The organism is Pseudomonas frigoris, assembly GCF_047758635.1.
In the GTDB taxonomy this organism is placed as follows: domain Bacteria; phylum Pseudomonadota; class Gammaproteobacteria; order Pseudomonadales; family Pseudomonadaceae; genus Aquipseudomonas; species Aquipseudomonas frigoris.
The window spans coordinates 1,477,117-1,499,781 of record NZ_CP180479.1; the positions used below are offsets into that span (position 1 = coordinate 1,477,117).

The following is a 22,665-nucleotide window of genomic DNA, read 5'->3' on the forward strand; positions in this document are numbered from 1 at the left end:
AACAATGTTTGACGGGATTTAACAGTGAGCCATATTGCTATGCACACTCATCTTAATCGGGTCCAGACATTCCTGGCCGTGGTCGATTTTGGTTCTTTCACCAAGGCTGCCAATTACCTGAGCATCAGCAAAGCCATGGCCAGTCTGCATGTCAAGGCGCTGGAGGACGTGCTGTCAGCGACGTTGTTGATTCGAAATACCCGAAATATATCCCTCACCGAAATCGGTCAGGACTTTTATGAAGAGTTCAAAGGTATTGTCGCGGACATCGATAACGCCTTCGATAATGTATTAAAAGGGCATAATCGGGTGTCCGGCAAGTTGCGCTTCAGTTCCACCAGTGAATACGGCGAGGCCTTTATTCTTCCGTTGATACCGCAATTTATAGAGCGTTATCCGGAAATAAAACTCTGTTATAACTTCAACTCGTCACTCAATGATCTGGTGGCGGAAAAGTTAGACATGGTTATCCGTTTAGGTAACTTGGCGGACTCTGCTTTCAAGAGCCGTAAACTGGCGGATTATGAAATTGTCCTGGTGGCTACCGAGACGTTTCTTGCACGTCACCCGGTGCAGAATCCTCAGGACCTGAATTCGGTGCCGTGGATCGCCAACAGTAACCTGCAGGCACCGACCCAGTGGTCGTTGCGCCATCCGCAATTGGGGGCTGTCGAGATCAACGGGATCAATCAGTTTGAATCCAATTCTTCCACGGCCATCCGCTCCATGACGTTGTCGTCGCTAGGCGTCTCGGTGCTGCCCGCCTGGGTGGTCAAGGACGACATCGCCAGCGAGCGGCTGATCCGGCTGTTGCCCGACTATTCGCTGCCCTCGCAGTCCGTCAACGTGGTGTTTCCCAACAGCCCGCATTTGCCCCACAAATCGAGGGCCTTCATCGATTTCCTGTTGCTGCATCTGGCGCAGTAAGCACCTACAAAAAAGCCCCTGAATCTTGAGATTCAGGGGCTTTGCTTTAACCGGATTGCCGATCAGGCCGCTTCGATCTTGCTGCGGTTCTGCTCGACCTTGCTCAGATAATCCTTGAGCTTTTCCTGTTCCGCCGGGGTGGTGAACAAGCCCAGCTTGCTGCGGCGCCACAGAATGTCATGCGCGGTGGTTGCCCATTCTTCGCTGCACAGGTAATCGACTTCACGGGTGTAGAGCCCGCCGCCGATGTGTTCGCCCATATCGCCGAGATTCTGCACGCCTTCCAGCATGCGCCAGGTGCGGCTGCCGTAGGTGGTGGCCCAGCGGCGGGCGATTTCGGTCGGCACCCAGTCGAACTTGTCACGGATCAAGGCGCACAAGGCTTGCGGGGTGGTCATGTCTTCACCGCCCGGCAGGGTAGCGCTGGCGGTCCAGCTCGGCTTGATGTCCTTGAAGTACGGAGCCAGTTGCGCCAGCGCCGACTCGGCCAGCTTGCGGTAGGTGGTCAGCTTGCCGCCGAACACCGACAACAGCGGCGCTTCTTCGCCGGTGCCCGACAGCGCCAAGGTGTAGTCGCGGGTAACGGCCGACGGGTTGTCGGATTCGTCGTTGCACAGTGGGCGAACACCGGAATAGCTGTGCAGGATATCGTCGCGGCTGATGCGTTTCTTGAAATGGGAGTTGACCACTTTCAACAGGTAATCGGTTTCGCCTTCGGTGATCGCAACTGCAGCCGGATCGCCGGTGTACTCGCGGTCGGTGGTGCCGATCAGGGTGAAGTGGTTCAGGTACGGAATGGTGAACACGATGCGCTGATCTTCGTTTTGCAGAATGTGCGCGTGTTCGCCTTCGTACAGTTTCGGCACGATCAGGTGACTGCCCTGAATCAGGCGGATGCCGTACGGCGATTCCATCTTCAGGTCGTCACGAATGAACTTGGCGACCCACGGGCCGGCGGCGTTTACCAGTGCCTTGGCGCGGATCGAAAACAGACTGCCATCGGCGCGTTCCAGATGCAGGTGCCACATTCCCTTGGTGCGACGGGCGCTGACGCAGCGAGTCTGGGTGTGAACGTGGGCGCCTTTTTCGCGGGCGGCCATGGCGTTCAGTACCACCAGACGAGCATCGTCGACCCAGCAATCGGAGTATTCGAAGCCTTTGGTGATTTCGCTTTTCAGCGGGCTGTCCGGGCCGAACTTCAGGCTTTTCGAGCCTTCGAGTTTTTCCCGCTTGCCGAGGTGGTCATAAAGGAACAGGCCGGCGCGGATCATCCAGGCCGGACGCAGGTGTGGGCGGTGCGGCAGCACGAAGCGCATCTGCTTGACGATGTGCGGGGCCTTGGCCAGCAGCACTTCGCGTTCGGCCAGGGCTTCGCGCACCAGACGGAATTCGTAATGTTCAAGGTAGCGCAGGCCACCGTGGATCAGCTTGCTGCTCGCTGAAGAGGTGTGGCTGGCCAGGTCGTCCTTTTCGCAAAGAAACACCGAAAGACCGCGACCGGCGGCATCCGCTGCGATCCCCACGCCATTGATCCCGCCACCGATGACGGCGATATCGTAGATCTCAGCAAGAGGGGGCGTAGGCAAGGTAGAAGTGGGCATCGGCTAGCCTCGGGCTTTTATGATTTTCGGTATTGGAATTCGAACATTAATGTTCATTTGCGAAAATGGTAGCCCATAAAGTCGCCCACAGCCAGTTAACTTCGATTGAAAATACTGATCGAAGAGCCGTTAAAGGAAAATTTTCGAACATTTAAAGCAAAAAATCGCAGCCTTTGGCAGCTCCTACAGGGGCGAGTGAACCTGTAGGAGCTGCCGAAGGTTCGGGCCGCGTTCGGACGATCTTTAGAGGCTGAAAGCCTTAAACGACTTCGAGCCGAATCTTGTGCTGACTCAACAACTGCGCCAACGCCGGCACAGGTTGCTGATCGGTGACCAGGCAATCAATCAAGCTGATCGGCCCCAGACGAATCATGGCGTTGCGCCCGAATTTGCTGGAGTCAGCCGCGAGGATGACCTGTCGGGCATTGGCGATGATCGCCTGGGACACCCGAACTTCCTGATAGTCGAAGTCCAACAGACTGCCGTCTTCATCGATACCGCTGATGCCGACCAGGGCGAAATCAACCTTGAACTGGTTAATGAAGTCGACACTGGCCTGACCGACCACGCCACCGTCACGCCGCACATTGCCGCCAGTCAGCAGGACATCGAAGTCGTCCTTGGCGCTGAGCATCGAGGCTACATGCAGGTTATTGGTGATGATCTTCAGGTGATTGTGATTGAGCAACGCCCGGGCGATGGATTCGGTGGTGGTACCGATATTGATGAACAGCGAGGCGTGATCCGGGATTTGAGCCGCAATGGCTTCACCGATACGCTGCTTTTCATCGCGCATCTGATCGGCACGCATGGCATAGGCGGTGTTTTCGACGCTGGAATCGTAGGCTGCGCCGCCGTGGTAGCGACGCAACAAATTAGCTTCCGCGAGCTGATTGATATCGCGGCGGATGGTTTGCGGTGTAACTACGAACAGCGTAGCCATTTCCTCGATGCTGACATAGCCGCGTTCGCGGACCAGTTCGAGGATTTGCTGCTGACGGGGAGGCAGATTCATGGGGCTTCCTTTGGGCTGCCGTGCAAAATTTGCCCATGATGACGCAGGAATCTGCTCCCTACCAGTTTCCAAATAACGTGAAAGCTACTGCGCTCGGCAATCCTGCGTTAAAAACAGGCTCGGACTGCTCATTTACAACCTCGTAAACTCCGCGTCCTCGCCTGTTTTTGCCTTGTATTACCTTCGCTCGCTACGCTTTCACGCTATTTGGACATACAGATACGAGTACTCAGCTTGGCTTATTCAGCGCCTTCATGCGGTTCCCAGTCGCGGGTGCGGCTGACGGCTTTTTTCCAGCCAGCGTAGAGTTTTTCCTTCGCGGTTTCGTCCAGGGTCGGTTCGAATTCGCGTTCGATCACAGCCTTGCCGCGCAACTCATCCAGGCTGCCCCAGAAGCCACACGCCAGACCAGCCAGGTAAGCCGCACCGAGTGCGGTGGTTTCGCGCATTTGCGGACGTTCGACCTGAGTGCCGAGGATGTCGGCCTGGAACTGCATCAGGAAGTTGTTCGCGACGGCACCGCCGTCCACACGCAGGGATTTCAAGCGTTCGCCGGAGTCCTGTTGCATGGCGTCGAGAACGTCGCGGGTCTGGTAGGCAATCGACTCCAGGGCTGCACGAATGATGTGATCCACGCGTACGCCGCGAGTCAGGCCGAACAATGCCCCACGGGCATACGGGTCCCAGTAAGGAGCGCCCAGGCCGGTGAAGGCGGGTACCAGGTACACGCCGTTGCTGTCCTTGACCTTGTTGGCGAAGTATTCGGTGTCGTGGGCGTCATTGATGATCTTCAGTTCGTCACGCAGCCACTGAACAGTAGAACCGCCGTTGAACACAGCACCTTCCAGCGCGTAAGCCACTTCGCCGCGCGGGCCGCAAGCGATGGTGGTCAACATGCCGTGCTTGGATTTCACAGCTTTGTCGCCGGTGTTCATCAGCAGGAAGCAGCCGGTGCCGTAGGTGTTTTTCGCCTGGCCGGGCTCGACGCACATCTGGCCGAACAGGGCCGCTTGCTGGTCACCCGCGATACCGCCGATGGCGATGCCGCTTTTGGTGTGGCCGTAGATTTCGGACGAGGATTTAACTTCCGGCAGCATCTCGCGCGGAATATCCAGCACCTCCAGCATCTTCGCGTCCCACTCCAGTGTGTGGATGTTGAAGAGCATGGTGCGCGAGGCGTTGGTGTAATCGGTGACGTGCACTTTGCCGCCGGTAAATTTCCAGATCAGCCAGCTGTCGATGGTGCCGAACAACAGCTCGCCTTTGCGCGCACGTTCGCGGCTGCCTTCGACGTTGTCGAGGATCCACTTGAGCTTGGTGCCGGAGAAGTACGGGTCGGTAACCAGGCCGGTGGTTTCGCTGATGTATTGCTCGTGACCGTCGCGCTTGAGCTGCTGGCAGATCTCGGTGCTGCGGCGGCACTGCCAGACGATCGCGTTGTAGATCGGGCGGCCGGTGGTCTTGTCCCAGACCACGGTGGTTTCGCGCTGGTTGGTGATACCGATGGCGGCGACCTGATCGTGATGCAGGCCGGCTTGAGCCAAGGCCTCGACCATCACGGCGCTTTGGGTAGCGAAGATTTCCATCGGGTCGTGTTCGACCCAACCGGCTTGCGGGTAATGCTGTGCGAATTCGCGCTGGGCGGTGCAGACCACGTTCGCGTCGCGGTCGAAAATGATCGCGCGGGAGCTGGTCGTACCCTGATCGAGGGCAATGATGTAGTTTTTATTCTGAGTGTCGGTCATGTCGATTGCCTTGGACGAAAAAAGGGAGTGAGGTCCGGCGCGTGATCTGATGGGCAGGATCACACGCCAACGGTATCAAGAAGTTCTTGGTTTGCCGTCAATGGCCGGTGCTGCGTCCTTTGTAGCAGGTAGGGCGCTGGGCAGATGACGGGCAATCAGCCCGCGATAAGCTGCAGCACCGAGGCAGGCACCGACAATCGGTGCAAAAATCGGAATCAGGAAATACGGAATGTCGCGCCCGCCGGTGAAGGAAATTTCACCCCAGCCAGCGAAGAAAGTCATCAGTTTAGGACCGAAATCGCGCGCCGGGTTCATCGCAAAACCGGTCAGCGGCCCCATCGAACTACCAATCACGGCAATCAGCAGGCCGATCAGCAGCGGAGCGAGCGGACCCTTTGGCAAGCCATTGTTGTCGTCGGTCAGGGACATGATCACGCCCATCAGGATGGCAGTAATGATCACTTCAACCAGGAAGGCTTGTGCCGTGGTCAGCACCGGGTTGGGGAAGGTGGAGAACACCGACGCCAATTCGAGGCTGGCCTGAGTACCACGAACCATATGGTGAGTTTGTTCGTAATCGAAGAATAGATTGCTGTACAGCGTGTAAACCAACAACGCTCCACAGAAGGCGCCAGCAATCTGGGCGAGAATATAGAACGGCAGTTTACGCTTTTCGAAGTCAGCGAAAATGCTCAGGGCAATGCTGACGGCGGGATTGAGATGAGCCCCGGAAACGCCGGCGGTCAGATAGATCGCCATGCTCACGCCGATCCCCCAGATGATGCTGATTTCCCAAAGGCCGAAGCTGGCACCCGCGACCTTGAGCGCGGCAACACAACCTGTACCAAAAAAGATCAGCAGTGCAGTACCCAAAAATTCGGCCATGCATTGGCTCGAGAGCGACGGTTGTTGTAAAGCAGTTGTCATTGAAAACCTCGTTTTTGTTGTTGTCTGGCGCTTTTTCATCATGCTCAAAGCGCGATTTTCACCGAGACAGGATCCCCATCCTGTTCTCGGCCTACTGCTGGGTGCTGCGATAGGAACATTCGTACAGTATTCAGATTCGAAAAAATATAGACAAGAAACGCTGCTGTCAAAGGTCGAAAGTGAACCGTCAGTCACAATCGAACTATTAGTCACATGAATGACCGCATCGTTCACGCGGCAGGCTGAAGGTGGACGAACGGCATAAGGCGCCGCCAAGCCTTTGAAATAGCGCCGCAATAGAGCCATTTGTCGATCAATGCCCTAGAATCCAGCGCAGTATTTTTCTTCTGCCACCCAGTCTGGAGCTGTCATGACCCCCGCATTGGATTTGTTGAAAAAAGTTCGTGCCGAACATCGCGTGCACAGTTACGAACATGATCCGAAGGCAGCGTCCTACGGGCTGGAGGCCGCGGAGAAGCTGGGGCTGGATCCGGCGCAGGTGTTCAAGACCTTGCTGGCGGCGAGCGAGAAAGGTGAATTGTTGGTGGCCGTGGTGCCGGTCGTCGGAAGTCTGGACTTAAAGGGCCTGGCGCATGCTGCGGGCGTGAAAAAAGTCGAAATGGCCGATCCTGCCGCTGCGCAACGATCCACCGGTTACCTGTTGGGTGGGATCAGCCCGCTGGGACAGAAAAAGCGCTTGCGTACCTTTATCGATAATTCGGCTCAGCCCTTCGCCAGCATTTTTGTCAGTGCGGGGCGACGTGGGCTGGAAGTCGAATTGGCACCCGCGGTGCTGGCCGAACATACCCAGGCGAAGTTCGCCGATATCGGCCGCGCCTGACGAGGGCTTCCGGCCCGGCGCTGTATGGTGCAAATTTACTGGCTCTGTCACTGGTGCCGGGTTGTCGGCAGCTTCATGCTCCGTGGCCTGACAAAGGGAGAAGGTTATGCAGCTTGAGTTTCATCAGGTCGATGCGTTCAGTGATCGGCCGTTCAGTGGCAACCCGGCGATGGTCTATCGCCTCGATGCCTGGCTTGCCGATGAGTTGATGCAGAAGATCGCCGCCGAGCACAACCTCGCCGAAACCGCTTTCGTGGTACGCGAAGGGCAGGGCTGGCACATCCGCTGGTTTACCCCGACTACCGAAGTGCCGTTGTGCGGTCATGCAACCCTGGCCAGCGCTTACGTTCTGTTTGAAATCTATAAAGAGCCGGTCGAGCGCCTGGACTTCGTCTGCAAGTCTGGCCCGCTGAGTGTGAGCCGTGAGGGTGAGCGCTTGTGGCTGGATTTCCCGGCGATCATGCCATCGGAAGTGGGCGTGACCCTGGATGTCGAGCGCGCGCTGGGTGTGGAAGCGGTTGATGTGCTGGGGGCGAACGAGTTGTTCGTGGTGCTGGAATCCGAACAGGCGGTGCTCGAATGTCAGCCGGACATGGCGGCACTGGCGAAACTGCCGTGGCCAGGAGCAATTGTCACGGCCAGGGGCAGCCAGCATGATTTTGTTTCCCGCTACTTCGCGCCGGCGATCGGCATCAACGAAGACCCGGTGACGGGTTCCACCCATTGCAGCCTGATTCCGTACTGGTCGAAACGTTTGGGCAAGTCGAGCCTGACGGCTTGTCAGCGCTCGGCTCGAGGCGGGGAGTTGTTCTGTCGGCTGGAAGGGGATCGGGTGAAAATCGGCGGGAATGCGACGCTCGTTGCAAGCGGAACGCTAATGCTCGGTTGACCGAAACCTACTGTGGGAGCGAGCTTGCTCGCGATTGCGGACTGTCAGTCGACATCATCATTGACTGACAGTCCGCTATCGCGAGCAAGCTCGCTCCCACAGGAGTTGTGTTTGTCAGTGGGCGCTGCTGTAGCGGCGGACACCGGACTCGACGACCGGAATCTGCGCCGCCGTACTGCCCGACGCCTGAAACAGCACCAGGTGTTCAGCCGCGACACGAATGCCGACCTCTGAACCCACCAGATGATCGGCATGACTCGGGAAAATCGATTCCAGCTGCGCGCCGGTCGGCAACTGCAAGCGATACAAGGTGGACGCACCCTGGAAAGACTTGCCGACAATCCGCGCCTTCAGCGTGCTGTCCGGTGCATAAACGATATCGTCCGGACGCAGCAACACATCCACCGCACCGCCAACCGGCCAGGTGTAGGCACGATTACCGCGTAACTCACCCAGTTCGGTCTGCACCGACTCGGGGCTGCTCAGCTGACCGCGAATGAAATAACCCTGACCGATGAAACTGGCGACAAACGGCGTCAGCGGTTCGTGATAAAGGTTGTAAGGCGTGTCCCACTGTTCCAGGCGACCTTCCTTGAAAACCCCCACATGGTCGCTCACAGCGAAGGCTTCTTCCTGGTCGTGGGTCACCAGAATCGCGCTGGTACCACGGGCCTTGAGGATATCGCGCACCTCATGGCTGAGCTTGCGTCGCAGCTCGCCATCAAGGTTGGAGAAGGGTTCGTCGAGCAGCAGCAGTTGCGGTTCCGGCGCCAAGGCACGGGCCAGTGCGACGCGCTGCTGTTGACCACCGGACAGCTCATGCGGGAAGCGCTTGCCGAGGTTTTTCAGGTTGACCAGTTCCAGCAACTCTTCGGTGACGCGATCCTTTTGCGGATGCTTGCGGATCCCGAAGGCGATGTTCTCGGCCACGCTCAAATGCGGAAACAGTGCGTAATCCTGGAATACCATGCCGATCCGGCGTTTCTCCGGGGCAAGGGTGAAACCGGCGCGGGAGATTGTCTCGCCCGCCAACTGGATTTCACCTTCGTGTACCGGTTCGAAACCGGCAATCGCCCGCAGCGTGGTGGTTTTGCCGCAGCCCGATGAGCCCAGCAGGCAACCGATGTCGCCGGCATTCAAATGCAGGTTGAGGTTCTGCACGACGCGCTGGTCCTGGTAGCCGCAGGCGAGGTTGCGCAGGTTCAGCAGTAATGGATGGCTCATGCGTGGTGATACGCCGGCTCGACGAGAAACTCGAGCAGGGCCTTTTGTGCGTGAAGACGGTTTTCGGCTTGATCCCACGCGACGGAACGCTTGTCATCGAGCAGGTCGACGCTGATTTCCTCGCCACGGTGGGCCGGCAGGCAGTGCATGAACAGCACGTCCGGGGCGGCCAGGTCGAGCAGGGCGCGGTTGACCTGAAACGGCGCGAACAGCTTAAGGCGTTTGGCGGTTTCCTCTTCCTGGCCCATGGAGGTCCAGACGTCGGTGCTGACCAGGTGGGCGCCGCGTACGGCATCCTTCGGATCGCGGACGATGGTGACCCGATCACCGGCCTTCGCCACGAATTCAGGGTTGGGTTCAAAGCCTTCCGGGCACGCGATGCGCAACTGGAAGTCGAACTGGATCGCCGCTTCTATATAGCTGTTGCACATGTTGTTGCCGTCGCCGATCCAGGCCACGGTTTTGCCCTGGATCGAACCGCGGTGTTCGAGGAACGTCTGCATGTCGGCTAGCAACTGGCACGGGTGCAGGTCATCGGACAGGCCGTTGATCAGCGGGACGCGCGAATTGGCGGCGAATTCGGTCAGTGTGCTGTGGGAAAACGTGCGGATCATCACCGCATCGAGCATGCTCGACATGACAATGGCGGCATCGCCGATCGGCTCGCCACGGCCCAGTTGGGTGTCGCGCGGCGACAGGAAGATCGCCTGGCCACCGAGCTGGATCATGCCGGCTTCGAACGAAATACGGGTGCGGGTCGAGGACTTCTCGAAAATCATCCCGAGCACGCGGTTTTTCAGAGGCTCGAACAGTACGCCGCGGTTACGCAGGTCTTTGAGCTCAACGCCTCGACGGATCACGCTGACCAGCTCTTCGGGCGTGCAATCCATCAGGGAGAGAAAGTGCCTTGCGCTCATCATTGACTACCTTTTTGCAACAGACCGCAGATACTCAAAGCCTTGTTTAACAAAAAAACGGGCGAGACCTGCGGCGTAAGCCGCACGGGGCGACGAAATAGGGGAAGGCGCGATCTTATAATTAAATGTCGCGTCTTACCAATAGGGCTACGGTTTTTTGGGGATTTCAGAGGGGCTACGGGATGACCGCAGTAGCGCTTTTGAAGCCTGTTTCCTGACAGCAGCCCGTCATTTGTACACCGGGGTCGCGGGGCTTTGCAATCAAACGGGGCGGGAAAGGCGTAGCAACGGTCGGTTTCTGACCTGTCATTCGAAACATTTATACTCAGGATTGGAGGATGTGTCTGGTCTGAAACATTTGCTAAAGCAAAGTGGCGGGTTATAACTAACGCACGAACGACGCAGGAAGCCTTCGGAATGGAATCGAAAGAACGACAGTTAATGGAATTACTTGGCCTCACCGCCCGCTCGCTCACCCACCTCACCGCGTCCATGACCTCGATGTCCTTCGAGTTGATGCGCAGTGAAGACGAAGTGACCAAGGCCGCCGGCCGGCGGATGATCGACCGCATGGCAACCATCAGCACCGGGCTGGACGAGCACTGGCGGCTGATCGGCGAACTCACCGGTGTTCATGTCGCTCAAGAGCAGATCGAAACCATCCAGGAGATCCAGTTGCAGGGGCCGCCGAGGCTGCCGCCGAACTGATCCCCGATGGTCATCGGCTGGCCTGATAGTTGCCAATTCACAAGACGAACGTCGCTGGCGCAGCAGTGGCTCTGGCGCCATAGTTTTGTTCCCGCGGCCGATATTGCCCGCCCAGAACAAGACAGAGACTGGCCATGACCAAGACTCTCCATCACCGTGCGTGCCACTTGTGTGAAGCCATCTGCGGCCTGACCATCGAAACCACCGAGGTCGAAGGCGCGGTGCAGATCACTTCGATCAAGGGTGATGCTCAGGATACCTTCAGCCGCGGGCACATCTGCCCCAAGGCCGTCGCCCTGCAAGATATTCAGAACGATCCGGATCGTTTGCGTCAGCCGATGCTGCGGGTCGGCAGCGAATGGCAACCCATCGAGTGGGAGGATGCCTTCAGCCTTGTAGCCGAACGGCTGGCGGCGATTCAGGAGCGTCATGGGCAAAACGCGGTGGCGGTCTATCAAGGCAACCCCAGCGTGCACAACTATGGGCTGATGACCCACAGCAATTACTTTCTCGGCCTGTTGAAAACCCGCAACCGGTTTTCCGCGACCTCGGTCGATCAGTTGCCCCATCACCTGACCAGCCATTTGATGTACGGCCACGGTTTGCTGTTGCCGATCCCGGACATCGATCACACCGATTTCATGCTGATCCTCGGCGGCAATCCGCTGGCCTCCAACGGCAGCATCATGACCGTGCCGGATGTGGAGAAGCGCTTGAAGGCCATTCAGGCCCGCGGCGGCAAAGTGGTGGTGGTCGATCCGCGCCGCAGCGAAACCGCGGCGATTGCCGACCAGCATCTGTTCGTGCGCCCCGGGGGCGATGCGGCGTTGTTGTTCGGACTGCTCAACACCTTGTTCGCTGAAGGTCTGACCCGCAACAGTCATTTGCCGGTGGACGGTCTAAAAGAGGTGCGGGAGGCGGTCGCGAATTTCACCGCCGAGGCCATGAGCCCACTATGCGCGGTGCCCGCCGAACAGATCCGCCAACTGGCGCGGGACTTTGCGGCGGCGCCGACAGCGGTCTGTTACGGCCGCATGGGTGTCTCGACCCAGGCGTTCGGCACCTTGTGTCATTGGGTTGTGCAACTGATCAATCTGGTCACCGGTAATCTTGATCGTGTGGGAGGTGCGTTGTGCACCGAACCGGCGGTGGATTTGGTGGCGTCCACCTCGGGTGGGCATTTCAATCTGTGGCAGAGCCGGGTCTCCGGGCGTCCGGAATATGGTGGAGAACTGCCGGTCTCGGCGCTGGCCGAAGAGATGCTTACCGAAGGGGAAGGGCAGGTCCGCGCGCTGATTACCGTGGCGGGTAATCCGGTGCTGTCGACGCCCAATGGCCGACAACTGGAACAGGCTCTGGACGGTTTGGAGTTCATGGTCAGTATCGACCTGTACATCAATGAAACCACGCGTTATGCCGACCTGATCCTGCCGTCCACATCGGCCCTGGAAAACGATCATTACGACACGACTTTCAATATGTTTGCGGTGCGCAACGTCAGTCGGTTCAATCGCGCGATCCTGGCCAAACCTGAAGGTGCGTTGCATGACTGGGAGATTTTCGTGGGGCTGGCCAAGGCCTTTGCTGCGAAGACTGGCAAAGCATTGAAACCCACTGTCGCTCCGGCGCAGATGATCGATCATGGCTTGCGGATGGGGCTGTATGGCGACGCTTCGGAGCACAAGCTATCGCTGGCGACGTTGTTTGATCACCCTCACGGTGTCGATCTTGGGGCATTGAAATCCAACCTGGCTCCACGTCTGAAAACGGCTAGTCAGCGAGTCCAGGCAGCGCCTGCCGTGATCCTGGCTGACCTCGCCCGCTTTGCGGCGTTGCAAGCACCGGCCGTTGATGAGTTGCTGATGATTGGCCGCCGTCATGTGCGCAGCAACAACTCGTGGATGCACAACTATCATCGCCTGGTGAAGGGCAAGCCGCGCCATCAATTGCTGATGCACCCGGATGACCTGGCCAGCCGTGGGCTCAACGACGGGCAGCGAGTGCGGGTCAGTTCGCGGGTCGGTGAGATCGAAGTTGAAGTGCTCGGCAGTCTGGATATGATGAAAGGCGTGGTCAGTCTTCCTCACGGTTGGGGCCATGCGCGGCCAGGCGTGCAGATGACCATTGCCAGTGGTCAGCCGGGTTCCAGCGCCAATGACTTGACCGACGAGTGTCAGCTCGATGAGTTGTCGGGCAATGCGGCGTTGAACGGTGTGCCAGTGACCGTGGCGGCGGCTTGATCAAGTCTGTCGGGGAGACCGAGCAGGGTGCTCGGGTTTCCGTTACAATGCGCCACCGTGCCGACCCCTGAGTCGGAAAGTTCAGCCGAGGTGCTCCATGGATATCATCGAAACGATTAAAGAGCAGATTGCTAACAACACCATTCTGCTTTACATGAAAGGTTCGCCGAATGCCCCGCAGTGTGGCTTCTCCGCGAAAGCCGCGCAGGCCGTGATGGCGTGTGGTGAAAAGTTTGCGTACGTGGACATCCTGCAGAACCCGGAAATCCGCGCCAACCTGCCAAAATACGCCAACTGGCCAACCTTCCCGCAACTGTGGGTTGGCGGTGAGCTGGTCGGCGGTAGCGACATCATGACTGAAATGGCTGCAGACGGTTCGCTGCAAACCACCATCAAGGCTGCTGTCGAAGCTGCTGCTGCCAACAAGACCGAAGCCTAAGACGATTGGCTCCCCTGTAGGAGCTGTCGAGTGAAACGAGGCTGCGATCTCTTGATCTCAGCAACTAAAAAGCCCCGCCTTCGAAAGAGGAGCGGGGCTTTTTATTGCGCTTGATAAGTTATATCGATGTCGCCACTGCCATCGCCAAGATCGCAGCCTCGTTGCACTCGACAGCTCCTACACAGCTCCTACTCTTCGCCCATCTGCGATTGCAGATAGTTCTCAAGACCGACTTTATCGATCAGACCCAGTTGGGTTTCCAGCCAGTCGATATGTTCTTCTTCGGATTCAAGAATATCTTCAAGCAGTTCACGGCTACCAAAGTCGCCAACGGTTTCGCAATGAGCGATAGCCACTTTGAGATCCGCATGACCGGTGCGTTCGATACGCAGGTCGCATTCAAGCATTTCCTTGGTGTGTTCGCCTATCTGCAGCTTGCCCAGGTCCTGGACGTTCGGCAGGCCTTCAAGGAACAGGATGCGCTTGATCAGCTTGTCCGCGTGCTTCATCTCGTCGATGGATTCGTGGTACTCGTGCTTGCCGAGCTTGTTCAGGCCCCAATCTTCGTACATGCGTGCATGCAGGAAGTATTGATTGATCGCGACCAGCTCATTGGCAAGGATCTTGTTGAGATGCTGGATGACTGTAATGTCGCCTTTCATGATGGGGTCCTGCCCTTTATTAGCTGTCAATGAAGCAGAGTTTGAGCCGCGTAATTAAGAGTGTCAAACCTAAGTTATTGAAACTTAAATGAAAATTAATCGGAATAAGAATGTTTGTGTTCCGCGTCTAGAGCGTAAGCGATTGATTTTCAGGTATAAAAAAACCGGACATCAAGTCCGGTTCTTTGAAATACGGTAGTTACGCGGCAGTAAATTCTACAGGATAGGGAATTGCAGCCTGGGCCGATTGCAATTTGGTCAGGGTTTCGCGGACCACTTCCTTGGCAAGGCAGGCACATTTGCCGCATTGGCTGGCTACGCCGGTGGCCTGACGGACTTCCTTATAGCTGCAGCAACCTTCATAGATTGCTTCGCGGATTTGACCGTCGGTGACGCCAGTGCAGAGGCAAACATACATAAGTGAAAACCGTCGCTGGTTGTGACTCAATTGCGATGGATCTTAATGTTAACGAGAATGATTGTCAAAGTGGTTTATGAAAGCTTTGATCGGGGCTGACGAACGGTTTCCTCTCGGCATCGATCACGAAGAAAACCCGTCGACTGCATTTCCCCTGAAAAAAAAACCGTTAAGGACAGGTCAAAAACGCAGTGTATGATGGCCGGTCCTTATGAAGCGGGTTCGTGTCACAGGGCTGTCGCCTGAAGGTGGCAGGCTGATGCGAGCCCAGTTCTTCACGTTTTTAGACCAGGAGATATCCAATGAGCGTACTCGTAGGCAAACAAGCCCCTGACTTCACCGTACCGGCCGTACTCGGCAATGGCGAAATCGTAGACAGCTTCACCCTGTCGTCGGCCATCAAAGGCAAATACGGCCTGGTGTTCTTCTACCCACTGGACTTCACCTTCGTTTGCCCGTCCGAGCTGATCGCTCTGGACAACCGCATGTCTGACTTCAAGGCACGTAACGTTGAAGTGATCGCCGTTTCGATCGACTCGCACTTCACCCACAACGCCTGGCGCAACACCCCGGTCAACAATGGTGGTATCGGCGAAGTTCGCTACACCATGGCTGCCGACCTGAAGCACGAAATCGCCAAGGCCTACGACGTTGAGTCCGAAGGCGGCGTGGCTTTCCGTGGCGCGTTCCTGATCGACGACAAAGGCGTTGTCCGTTCGCAGATCATCAACGACCTGCCGCTGGGCCGTAACATTGAAGAGCTGATCCGTCTGGTCGACGCTCTGCAATTCCACGAAGAGCACGGCGAAGTTTGCCCTGCCAACTGGAAAAAAGGCGACAAAGGCATGACCGCTTCGACCGAAGGCGTCGCGGCTTACCTGACCGAGAACGCTGCCGCGCTGTAAGGCACGTTTGAGGCATAAAAAAACCGGCCGTTGAGGCCGGTTTTTTGTGGGCGGGATAAACCCGGTGACCGGGATCAGTCGTTGAAGTCTTCCCAACCGCCCATTTGTTTCCAGCGATTGACGATGCCGCAGAACAGCTCTGCCGTCTTCTCGGTGTCGTAGCGAGCCGAGTGGGCCTCACGACCGTCGAAGTCGATGTCGGCTGCTGAACAGGCCTTGGCCAGTACCGTTTGGCCGTAAGCCAGACCGGCCAGGGTTGCAGTATCGAAGCTCGAGAACGGATGAAACGGGTTACGCTTCATGTCCAGGCGAGCGACAGCGGCGTTGAGGAAACCCAGATCGAAGCTGCTGTTGTGCCCGACCAGAATCGCCCGTTTGCAGCCATTGGCTTTCAGTGCCTTGCGGATGCCGCGGAAGATGTCGGTCAGCGCTGCTTCTTCACTCACTGCCATGCGCAGCGGGTGATCGAGTTTGATCCCGGTAAATTCCAGAGCGGCCGCTTCGATGTTCGCGCCTTCAAAAGGCTCTACGCGAAAGAAGTAGGTGTGGTCGGGGTACACAAACCCTTTTTCGTCCATGCCAATGGTGGTTGCGGCAATTTCCAGCAAAGCGTCAGTGGCAGAGTTGAAACCACCGGTTTCAACGTCGACAACGACTGGCAGGTATCCACGGAAGCGCTCAGCCATCGGGTGGCGCGAACCACCTCCGCCGCCTTGACCGTCCTGTTCGTCATCGAAATGGTCTTCACTCACGCGTGTTCCTCCAGCAGGCGCCAGCGCAGTTTTTCACCGGCGCGCAGCGGGATTACGGTCAGCTCGCCAAATGGCAGGCTGGTTGGGGCGGTCCACTCATCGCGGACCAGGGTGATGCGATCGGTGTTCACCGGCAGGCCGTAGAAACGCGGGCCGTTCAGGCTGGCAAAGGCTTCGAGCTTGTCCAGCGCGTTGCGCTGTTCGAAGGCTTCGGCATACATCTCGATCGCGGCATAAGCGGTGTAGCAACCGGCACAGCCGCAAGCGGCTTCTTTGGCGTGCTGGGCATGGGGCGCCGAGTCGGTGCCGAGGAAGAACTTGTCGCTGCCGCTGGTGGCGGCGTCGAGCAGGGCTTCCTGATGGGTGTTGCGCTTGAGGATCGGCAGGCAATAGAAGTGCGGCCGAATCCCGCCCACCAGCATGTGGTTGCGGTTGTACAGCAGGTGATGCGCGGTGATGGTCGCGCCAACATTGGCCGAAGCCTCGTTGACGAACTGCACGGCGTCGGCGGTAGTGATGTGTTCGAACACCACTTTGAGGCTCGGGAAGCGCTCGACCACACGACGCATGTGCTCATCGATAAAGAATTTTTCGCGATCGAAAACGTCGACATCGCCACGGGTGACTTCACCGTGAACCAACAAGGGCATCCCGACTTCGGCCATGGCCTCAAGTGCAGGGAAAATCTTGTCGATGCTGGTGACACCGGAGTCCGAGTTGGTGGTCGCGCCGGCCGGATACAGCTTGGCGGCGTGAATGAAGCCGCTGGCCTTGGCCTCGCGAATTTCTTCGGGCTGGGTGCGGTCGGTCAGGTACAGCACCATCAACGGTTCGAAGCGGCTGCCAGCCGGGCGTGCAGCGAGAATCCGCTGGCGATAGCCGTCGGCTTCAGCGGTGTTACGCACCGGAGGTACCAGGTTGGGCATGATGATGGCGCGACCAAAGGTGCGCGCGACATCCGCGACTGTATTGGGCAACACAGCACCATCGCGAAGATGAATATGCCAGTCGTCGGGACGCAGCAGGGTCAGGCGGTCGGACATGAGGGGATTCCAGGCGGGTCAAACTGAGGGGAATGCTACCGGAAAAGACTCTTCCAGGCACTCGCTATCAAGTTTTGCTGGAAGCTTCCGATATCCAACAGGTATGCCGTAAACATCTGTGTGTCGGTCTTTTTGTTGTAGAAGCCAGTGGAGCCTCCCGTGCGCCAGCGTTATTTAGCCTTGCTCAGCGTGTTTGCCAGCCTTCCAGCGATGGCGCTCACTTTCCAGACCCGTCTGGAGAGCATCGAGTGGACGGTCGAAGGAGACAAGTTCGAGTGCCGCCTGAGTCAACCGATCACCGATTTTGGTTCGGGTGAGTTCGTGCACCGCGCTGGCGAGCAAGCGACGTTTCGTCTGAAGTCCTACAACGCGATGATCGGCGGCGGTTCGGCTACCTTGCTGGCGGCGGCTGCACCCTGGCAGCCGGGGCGTGGCGACATCAACCTCGGTTCTGTGCGGATCGGCAGCGGCAACGTGCTGTTCAACAGTTCGCAAGTTCAGGCCGGCCGCTTGATCAGTGGCCTGATGGATGGCCGCAGTCCGGTCGTTCGACATTACTCGGGCGATGGCCGGGTGTCGGAAGTGCGCCTGCTGCCGGTCAAGTTCAGCAACGCCTTCAACGACTACCAGAGCTGTGTGGCAAAACTGCTGCCGAAGAATTTCGAGCAGGTTAAACAATCGCAGATCGGCTTCCCCGGCGAAGGCATCGATCTCGACGCGCAAGCCAAGGCTCAATTGCAAGTGATGCTGGCGTTCATGAAGGCCGACCCGACGGTCAACCACATCGAACTCGATGGCCACTCCGACAACAGCGGCAACCGCCTGACCAACCGTGACCTGTCGCGGCGTCGGGCCCTGGCAGTCATGGAGTTCTTCAAGGCCAACGGCATTCAGGAATCGCAGATCACCGTGCGCTTTCACGGCGAGCGTTATCCATTGGCGCCCAATACCAATTCCGCCAACCGGGCGAAGAACCGTCGGGTCAATGTGCACCTCGCGCGCGTTGCGCCCACTGAAACGCCGGCCCCTCAGGCCACTGCATCGGCGAGCGCCGCGTCGACCTCCTGAACCCGCTGCAATCGTCGCTCACTCGACATAATCTGTCGCTTCGTCGTCATAAGCTGTCGCGCCTCTGTAAATTATCCTGCATGACCGGTAGACTTGACGGCTTTCCGTAGAACCCCGTGGAGTGATGGCATGGCGGACGTAAACAAGGTCGTTCTGGCGTATTCCGGCGGCCTGGACACTTCGGTGATCCTCAAGTGGCTGCAGGATACTTATAACTGTGAAGTCGTGACCTTCACCGCTGACCTGGGTCAGGGCGAAGAGGTCGAACCTGCACGCGCCAAGGCACAGGCCATGGGCGTGAAAGAGATCTACATCGACGACTTGCGCGAAGAATTCGTGCGCGATTTCGTTTTCCCGATGTTCCGCGCCAACACCGTTTACGAAGGCGAGTACCTGTTGGGTACTTCCATCGCTCGTCCGTTGATCGCCAAACGCCTGATCGAAATCGCCAACGAAACCGGTGCTGACGCCATTTCCCACGGCGCTACCGGCAAGGGCAACGACCAGGTTCGTTTCGAACTGGGCGCCTACGCCTTGAAGCCAGGCGTGAAAGTGATTGCTCCGTGGCGCGAATGGGACCTGCTCTCCCGTGAAAAGCTGATGGATTATGCTGAAAAGCACAACATCCCGATCGAGCGTCACGGCAAGAAAAAATCCCCGTACTCGATGGATGCCAACCTGCTGCACATCTCCTATGAAGGCGGCGTGCTGGAAGACACCTGGACCGAGCACGAAGAAGACATGTGGAAATGGACCGTCTCCCCGGAGAAGGCTCCTGACAAAGCGCAATACCTGGAACTGACCTACCGCAACGGCGATATCGTCGCGCTGGACGGCGTCGAAATGACCCCTGCCACCGTGCTGGCGACCCTGAACCGTATCGGCGGCGAACACGGTATTGGCCGTCTCGACATCGTCGAGAACCGTTACGTAGGCATGAAGTCCCGTGGCTGCTACGAAACCCCAGGCGGCACCATCATGCTGCGCGCCCACCGTGCGATCGAATCGATCACCCTGGACCGCGAAGTGGCTCACCTCAAAGACGAGCTGATGCCTAAATACGCCAGCCTGATCTACACCGGTTACTGGTGGAGCCCTGAGCGTCTGATGTTGCAACAGATGATCGATGCATCCCAGGCCCACGTGAACGGCGTTGTGCGCCTGAAGCTGTACAAGGGCAACGTGATCGTCACCGGTCGCAAGTCCGACGAATCGTTGTTCGATGCCAACATCGCGACCTTCGAAGAAGATGGCGGCGCCTACAACCAGGCCGACGCGGCGGGCTTCATCAAGCTCAACGCCTTGCGCATGCGTATTGCGGCGAACAAAGGCCGGAAGCTTTTCTGAGACCTTGAGACTGTAGTGCAGCGACCGTAATGGAAGGATGGCCTTGTCATAGACAAGGCCATCGTTCTGAAAAGGGGATGATCTACCTGACTTTGCATCGCGGCATCCTTCCTGTGCTTTTAACACCCTCCTTCCTGCTTTTTTTTAGACCGGGCTTCAAACGCCACTGGTGGCCAGTGGGTACGTTTGATCAATGACCGTAACGCCATTTGAATTCAAATTGTAAGCAACACAGAACGGTACACCGCTGTGTTTCTTTGCGTTTTTTGAGTGTTTGAGTGCGCTTTCCTTCAGCAATCTCTCCGATTCGGCACAGGTGATGAAGACGATCACATGCGCAGGTTTTCCCTGTTCTTTCTGAATTTTCTCCAGCGAGGCACCCAGTTCGATCTTTTGGCTCATACCGCGTGCATCAACGATGTACAGGTCCTTGAGGCGCTCGGGCAGTCGGATGTAGTGCTCAGCGGGGAGGATTGTCTGCAAATCGGTTTCGGGTGGATCCTGCGCATTACAAGGCGGATGAGTGGATCTGCGATCCATCGGCGACGTACTCGGTGCAGAACTTTCGGGCGTCAACCGGGTGTCGTTCTTTTCCGAAGGCTCGGTGTTGTCCATGGCTTTTATGAAATGCTTGCTCTTTTCAAAATCGGAGGGTGCATAAAGCGACCGATAGTTGAAGTTTAAAGTGGCAAAGAAAAGAAAGAGCAAATAAAAAGGAAAGCTGATCAGGAACCAAACGTATATCTCTTTTTCATCCTCTCCGAGAAAGGGCAGAGAGACGGCTGCTGATGTTTCAGACAGAGTTGCGAATATCGCAATAAGTGTCATGGGGTTGGAGATTCTTTGTTTGAGTTTGTTCATGTTTTTTACTCATTTAAGTTTATATTTTCTCGGTGGGTTGTGGGCTATGGTTAGTGATTCTTTGTCATGTTAACTGCATTGTTAGTGCTTCGGGTATATCTGTCTTTCTTGCAATAAAACGTTTGCTGGTTTTTCTGTAAGAATAAATTGATGTTGGGCGCGCGTTGTTTTTTGTAAGAATTCCGGGTCCGAAAATATCAGTTACTTTTCAGGATAGCTCATTAGGCATCGACTGTGAGATTGCCGGTGCTCAGTATTGTTGTTCTGTTCTTTGGGTTGTAAATTGATACAAAAAAATTTTAATAAATAGAATGTCGTAAGACTGATAAATTTTCTGAAGCATTGTATTTGCAGAATTTTTGTAAGAATAATCCGTGTTGTTTGTAGGGAATGTCTCTAGGTGTGGGTGGCCGAGGGGGGCGGCATGCCATGGGTGAAACGACTAGGCTATCGTGCGGGCTCTAAAAATTCGAACAGCGAAAATTGGACTTGCCCATGAATAAAGTGCTGATCGTGGATGATCACCCCGTCATTCGTCTTGCGGTACGTATGCTAATGGAGCGTCACGGCTACGAAGTTATTGCAGAGACAGATAATGGCGTGGATGCGTTGCAACTTGCCCGTGAGCATATGCCGGATATTGTCATCCTTGATATTGGAATACCAAAACTTGATGGGCTGGAAGTCATTGCGCGTCTGACATCGACAGCAATGCCCATGAAAGTACTGATACTAACTTCCCAGGCACCCGGGCATTTCTCTATGCGTTGCATGCAATCGGGTGCTGCAGGGTATGTCTGTAAACAACAGGATCTCACTGAATTGCTCAGTGCAATAAAGGCAGTATTGTCAGGCTACAGTTACTTTCCGAATCAAGCCTTGCATACCGTACGTTCCAGTTTGGGGAACGCCAGTGAAGCCGATATGGTGGATCGTCTGTCGGGACGGGAAATGATGGTCTTGCAACAATTGGCCCGAGGCAAGACCAACAAGGAGATTGCCGATGGAATGTTCCTCAGCAATAAGACTGTCAGTACTTATAAGACTCGTCTGTTATTGAAACTCAATGCACGTTCCCTGGTCGATCTGATCGAATTGGCTCAACGCAATGGTCTGGTGTGACTGCCCCAGCGTTTGACGAGGCGCGATGAGCGGGGGGCATCAGGCGGTACTTAGTAAAAAGCCTCCGTTTCGGGAGGCTTTTAGGTGTCATAGATCAAAATCGTAATCGGCCAATTGCTTTTGCAGTCGGCGCTCCTCCAACAGATTGTCGATGGTACGGCGTTTGCTCAGGTTGGTCTTCGCCACTTCAACCACCGGTTCAGCATCATCAGCTTCAACAGGGGTGAAGTCGTCTTCTACGTCCAATTGCTCTTTGCCAGTGCTCATAGTGCTACTCCAGGCTAAGGCTGCCTTTGGCGCTCCTTATATCGATAATCTCCCGGCGGGTAAAAAAGATTTTTTCAATCGATAAATCGAAAAACCTAATAGCGCCTCAATCGTCCGACGTCTTTTGCTTGTATTCGCACAAGTCTTCGATCCGACAACTGCCGCAACGAGGCTTGCGGGCCAGGCAAACGTAGCGTCCGTGGAGGATCAGCCAGTGATGGGAGTCGAGCAGATATTCCTTCGGCACGAACTTCATCAGTTTTTGCTCAACCTCGACCACATTTTTGCCTGGAGCAATGCCGGTACGGTTGCTGACCCGGAAAATATGCGTGTCCACGGCCATGGTCAGCTGACGGAACGCGGTGTTGAGCACTACGTTGGCGGTCTTGCGGCCGACGCCGGGTAACGCTTCCAGCTCTTCACGGGTTTGCGGCACTTCACCTCCATGACGTTCCACCAGTAATCGACAGGTCTCGATCACGTTTTTCGCTTTGCTGTTGAACAGGCCGATGGTCTTGATGTATTCCGACAAGCCTTCGACACCCAGGGCATAAATCGCCGCCGGCGTATTGGCCACCGGGTAGAGTTTGGCGGTGGCCTTGTTAACGCCGACATCGGTCGACTGCGCCGAGAGAATCACGGATATCAGCAATTCGAACGGCGAGGAGTAGGCCAGTTCGGTCTTCGGTTCCGGGTTGTCTTCGTGAAATCGGCGAAAAATTTCCAGACGTTTTGCGGCATTCATGG

General features: G+C 56.6%; 23 protein-coding genes. 10 read left to right on the forward strand and 13 right to left on the reverse strand.

The features are described from left to right. The first annotated feature begins 39 nt into the window (after positions 1-39). Positions 40-927: a LysR family transcriptional regulator gene (locus ACMXYH_RS06600; RefSeq protein ID WP_415767662.1), complete on the forward strand. Its 888-nt coding sequence runs from the start codon at positions 40-42 to the stop codon at positions 925-927. Between the two features lie 62 nt (positions 928-989). Here the strand turns inward: ACMXYH_RS06600 and glpD are convergent, their stop codons facing one another. The 4 genes from glpD to ACMXYH_RS06620 all read right to left on the reverse strand — a co-directional run bounded on the left by glpD (position 990) and on the right by ACMXYH_RS06620 (position 6,215). Beyond that, complete coding sequence (gene glpD / locus ACMXYH_RS06605; RefSeq protein ID WP_129438042.1) at positions 990-2,528, reverse strand: glycerol-3-phosphate dehydrogenase; 1,539 nt, start codon at positions 2,526-2,528, stop codon at positions 990-992. Positions 2,529-2,787: 259 nt separating this feature from the next. Then, on the reverse strand, positions 2,788-3,543 hold the full coding sequence (locus tag ACMXYH_RS06610) for a DeoR/GlpR family transcriptional regulator (RefSeq protein ID WP_007916700.1): 756 nt from the start codon (positions 3,541-3,543) through the stop codon (positions 2,788-2,790). 239 nt (positions 3,544-3,782) lie between these two features. Next, a complete protein-coding gene (gene glpK / locus ACMXYH_RS06615; RefSeq protein WP_129438040.1) occupies positions 3,783-5,288 on the reverse strand; it encodes a glycerol kinase GlpK in 1,506 nt (501 codons plus the stop codon). A 75-nt stretch (positions 5,289-5,363) separates the two neighbouring features. Then, positions 5,364-6,215 (reverse strand): MIP/aquaporin family protein, encoded by an 852-nt coding sequence (locus ACMXYH_RS06620; RefSeq protein WP_415767663.1) that lies wholly within the window; start codon positions 6,213-6,215, stop codon positions 5,364-5,366. Between the two features lie 370 nt (positions 6,216-6,585). Between ACMXYH_RS06620 and ybaK the strand changes: the two genes are divergently transcribed. Further along, positions 6,586-7,056, forward strand: coding sequence for a Cys-tRNA(Pro) deacylase (ybaK, locus tag ACMXYH_RS06625; protein ID WP_007971306.1), 471 nt, complete (start codon positions 6,586-6,588; stop codon positions 7,054-7,056). A gap of 106 nt (positions 7,057-7,162) precedes the next feature. After that, complete coding sequence (locus tag ACMXYH_RS06630; RefSeq protein ID WP_415766648.1) at positions 7,163-7,945, forward strand: PhzF family phenazine biosynthesis protein; 783 nt, start codon at positions 7,163-7,165, stop codon at positions 7,943-7,945. 114 nt (positions 7,946-8,059) lie between these two features. Here ACMXYH_RS06630 and ACMXYH_RS06635 read toward each other — a convergent pair whose 3' ends face one another. Further along, entirely contained in the window at positions 8,060-9,169 is a 1,110-nt protein-coding gene (locus tag ACMXYH_RS06635) for an ABC transporter ATP-binding protein (RefSeq protein WP_283181534.1), read from the reverse strand. Further along, on the reverse strand, positions 9,166-10,086 hold the full coding sequence (gene argF, locus ACMXYH_RS06640) for an ornithine carbamoyltransferase (RefSeq protein WP_129438034.1): 921 nt from the start codon (positions 10,084-10,086) through the stop codon (positions 9,166-9,168). Before argF ends, ACMXYH_RS06635 begins: the two co-directional genes overlap by 4 nt. Before the next feature lie 417 nt (positions 10,087-10,503). On the opposite strand from argF, the gene ACMXYH_RS06645 reads away from it, so the two are divergent. From ACMXYH_RS06645 to grxD, 3 genes are all read left to right on the forward strand, one after another. Further along, positions 10,504-10,794 (forward strand): hypothetical protein, encoded by a 291-nt coding sequence (locus ACMXYH_RS06645; protein WP_415766649.1) that lies wholly within the window; start codon positions 10,504-10,506, stop codon positions 10,792-10,794. Between the two features lie 134 nt (positions 10,795-10,928). Further along, complete coding sequence (locus ACMXYH_RS06650) at positions 10,929-13,034, forward strand: molybdopterin oxidoreductase family protein (RefSeq protein ID WP_415766650.1); 2,106 nt, start codon at positions 10,929-10,931, stop codon at positions 13,032-13,034. 97 nt (positions 13,035-13,131) lie between these two features. Then, positions 13,132-13,473, forward strand: a complete 342-nt coding sequence (gene grxD / locus ACMXYH_RS06655; protein WP_007943565.1) for a Grx4 family monothiol glutaredoxin — start codon at positions 13,132-13,134, stop codon at positions 13,471-13,473. Between the two features lie 188 nt (positions 13,474-13,661). Here grxD and bfr read toward each other — a convergent pair whose 3' ends face one another. Beyond that, positions 13,662-14,135: a bacterioferritin gene (gene bfr / locus ACMXYH_RS06660; RefSeq protein WP_123368465.1), complete on the reverse strand. Its 474-nt coding sequence runs from the start codon at positions 14,133-14,135 to the stop codon at positions 13,662-13,664. Positions 14,136-14,334: 199 nt separating this feature from the next. Then, entirely contained in the window at positions 14,335-14,553 is a 219-nt protein-coding gene (locus ACMXYH_RS06665; RefSeq protein ID WP_008155585.1) for a bacterioferritin-associated ferredoxin, read from the reverse strand. A gap of 302 nt (positions 14,554-14,855) precedes the next feature. Between ACMXYH_RS06665 and ACMXYH_RS06670 the strand changes: the two genes are divergently transcribed. Next, positions 14,856-15,458, forward strand: a complete 603-nt coding sequence (locus ACMXYH_RS06670) for a peroxiredoxin (RefSeq protein WP_064679479.1) — start codon at positions 14,856-14,858, stop codon at positions 15,456-15,458. Positions 15,459-15,532: 74 nt separating this feature from the next. On the opposite strand, the gene rnt is transcribed toward ACMXYH_RS06670, so the two are convergent. Next, a complete protein-coding gene (gene rnt, locus ACMXYH_RS06675) occupies positions 15,533-16,210 on the reverse strand; it encodes a ribonuclease T (RefSeq protein WP_129438030.1) in 678 nt (225 codons plus the stop codon). Further along, positions 16,207-17,253, reverse strand: a complete 1,047-nt coding sequence (gene pyrC, locus ACMXYH_RS06680) for a dihydroorotase (RefSeq protein WP_129438028.1) — start codon at positions 17,251-17,253, stop codon at positions 16,207-16,209. The genes rnt and pyrC overlap by 4 nt, the downstream gene beginning before the upstream one ends. A 159-nt stretch (positions 17,254-17,412) precedes the next feature. Between pyrC and ACMXYH_RS06685 the strand changes: the two genes are divergently transcribed. Then, positions 17,413-18,321 (forward strand): flagellar protein MotY, encoded by a 909-nt coding sequence (locus ACMXYH_RS06685; RefSeq protein ID WP_415766651.1) that lies wholly within the window; start codon positions 17,413-17,415, stop codon positions 18,319-18,321. Positions 18,322-18,450: 129 nt separating this feature from the next. After that, positions 18,451-19,668 (forward strand): argininosuccinate synthase, encoded by a 1,218-nt coding sequence (locus ACMXYH_RS06690; protein WP_007898502.1) that lies wholly within the window; start codon positions 18,451-18,453, stop codon positions 19,666-19,668. 156 nt (positions 19,669-19,824) lie between these two features. On the opposite strand, the gene ACMXYH_RS06695 is transcribed toward ACMXYH_RS06690, so the two are convergent. Further along, a complete protein-coding gene (locus ACMXYH_RS06695) occupies positions 19,825-20,529 on the reverse strand; it encodes a hypothetical protein (RefSeq protein ID WP_129438024.1) in 705 nt (234 codons plus the stop codon). Positions 20,530-21,024: 495 nt separating this feature from the next. Here ACMXYH_RS06695 and ACMXYH_RS06700 point away from each other — a divergent pair, with 495 nt between their 5' ends. Then, positions 21,025-21,651: a response regulator transcription factor gene (locus ACMXYH_RS06700; RefSeq protein ID WP_008155570.1), complete on the forward strand. Its 627-nt coding sequence runs from the start codon at positions 21,025-21,027 to the stop codon at positions 21,649-21,651. Between the two features lie 87 nt (positions 21,652-21,738). Here ACMXYH_RS06700 and ACMXYH_RS06705 read toward each other — a convergent pair whose 3' ends face one another. Beyond that, on the reverse strand, positions 21,739-21,918 hold the full coding sequence (locus tag ACMXYH_RS06705; RefSeq protein ID WP_007898493.1) for a PA3496 family putative envelope integrity protein: 180 nt from the start codon (positions 21,916-21,918) through the stop codon (positions 21,739-21,741). 106 nt (positions 21,919-22,024) lie between these two features. Then, positions 22,025-22,663 carry an endonuclease III gene (gene nth / locus ACMXYH_RS06710; protein ID WP_129438022.1) on the reverse strand — a complete coding sequence of 213 codons (639 nt, stop codon included), beginning with the start codon at positions 22,661-22,663 and terminating at the stop codon, positions 22,025-22,027. Positions 22,664-22,665 lie beyond the last annotated feature (2 nt).

Coding starts and splice junctions, on each gene's coding strand:
- nth (WP_129438022.1), bottom strand. CDS start 22,663: ATGAATGCCGCAAAACGTCTGGAAATTTTTCGCCGATTTCACGAAGAC.
- glpD (WP_129438042.1), bottom strand. CDS start 2,528: ATGCCCACTTCTACCTTGCCTACGCCCCCTCTTGCTGAGATCTACGAT.
- ACMXYH_RS06705 (WP_007898493.1), bottom strand. CDS start 21,918: ATGAGCACTGGCAAAGAGCAATTGGACGTAGAAGACGACTTCACCCCT.
- grxD (WP_007943565.1), top strand. CDS start 13,132: ATGGATATCATCGAAACGATTAAAGAGCAGATTGCTAACAACACCATT.
- argF (WP_129438034.1), bottom strand. CDS start 10,086: ATGAGCGCAAGGCACTTTCTCTCCCTGATGGATTGCACGCCCGAAGAG.
- ACMXYH_RS06635 (WP_283181534.1), bottom strand. CDS start 9,169: ATGAGCCATCCATTACTGCTGAACCTGCGCAACCTCGCCTGCGGCTAC.
- ACMXYH_RS06610 (WP_007916700.1), bottom strand. CDS start 3,543: ATGAATCTGCCTCCCCGTCAGCAGCAAATCCTCGAACTGGTCCGCGAA.
- ACMXYH_RS06665 (WP_008155585.1), bottom strand. CDS start 14,553: ATGTATGTTTGCCTCTGCACTGGCGTCACCGACGGTCAAATCCGCGAA.
- ACMXYH_RS06620 (WP_415767663.1), bottom strand. CDS start 6,215: ATGACAACTGCTTTACAACAACCGTCGCTCTCGAGCCAATGCATGGCC.
- glpK (WP_129438040.1), bottom strand. CDS start 5,288: ATGACCGACACTCAGAATAAAAACTACATCATTGCCCTCGATCAGGGT.
- ACMXYH_RS06630 (WP_415766648.1), top strand. CDS start 7,163: ATGCAGCTTGAGTTTCATCAGGTCGATGCGTTCAGTGATCGGCCGTTC.
- ACMXYH_RS06695 (WP_129438024.1), bottom strand. CDS start 20,529: ATGAACAAACTCAAACAAAGAATCTCCAACCCCATGACACTTATTGCG.
- ACMXYH_RS06600 (WP_415767662.1), top strand. CDS start 40: ATGCACACTCATCTTAATCGGGTCCAGACATTCCTGGCCGTGGTCGAT.
- ACMXYH_RS06700 (WP_008155570.1), top strand. CDS start 21,025: ATGAATAAAGTGCTGATCGTGGATGATCACCCCGTCATTCGTCTTGCG.
- ACMXYH_RS06650 (WP_415766650.1), top strand. CDS start 10,929: ATGACCAAGACTCTCCATCACCGTGCGTGCCACTTGTGTGAAGCCATC.
- ybaK (WP_007971306.1), top strand. CDS start 6,586: ATGACCCCCGCATTGGATTTGTTGAAAAAAGTTCGTGCCGAACATCGC.
- ACMXYH_RS06670 (WP_064679479.1), top strand. CDS start 14,856: ATGAGCGTACTCGTAGGCAAACAAGCCCCTGACTTCACCGTACCGGCC.
- ACMXYH_RS06645 (WP_415766649.1), top strand. CDS start 10,504: ATGGAATCGAAAGAACGACAGTTAATGGAATTACTTGGCCTCACCGCC.
- pyrC (WP_129438028.1), bottom strand. CDS start 17,253: ATGTCCGACCGCCTGACCCTGCTGCGTCCCGACGACTGGCATATTCAT.
- ACMXYH_RS06690 (WP_007898502.1), top strand. CDS start 18,451: ATGGCGGACGTAAACAAGGTCGTTCTGGCGTATTCCGGCGGCCTGGAC.
- bfr (WP_123368465.1), bottom strand. CDS start 14,135: ATGAAAGGCGACATTACAGTCATCCAGCATCTCAACAAGATCCTTGCC.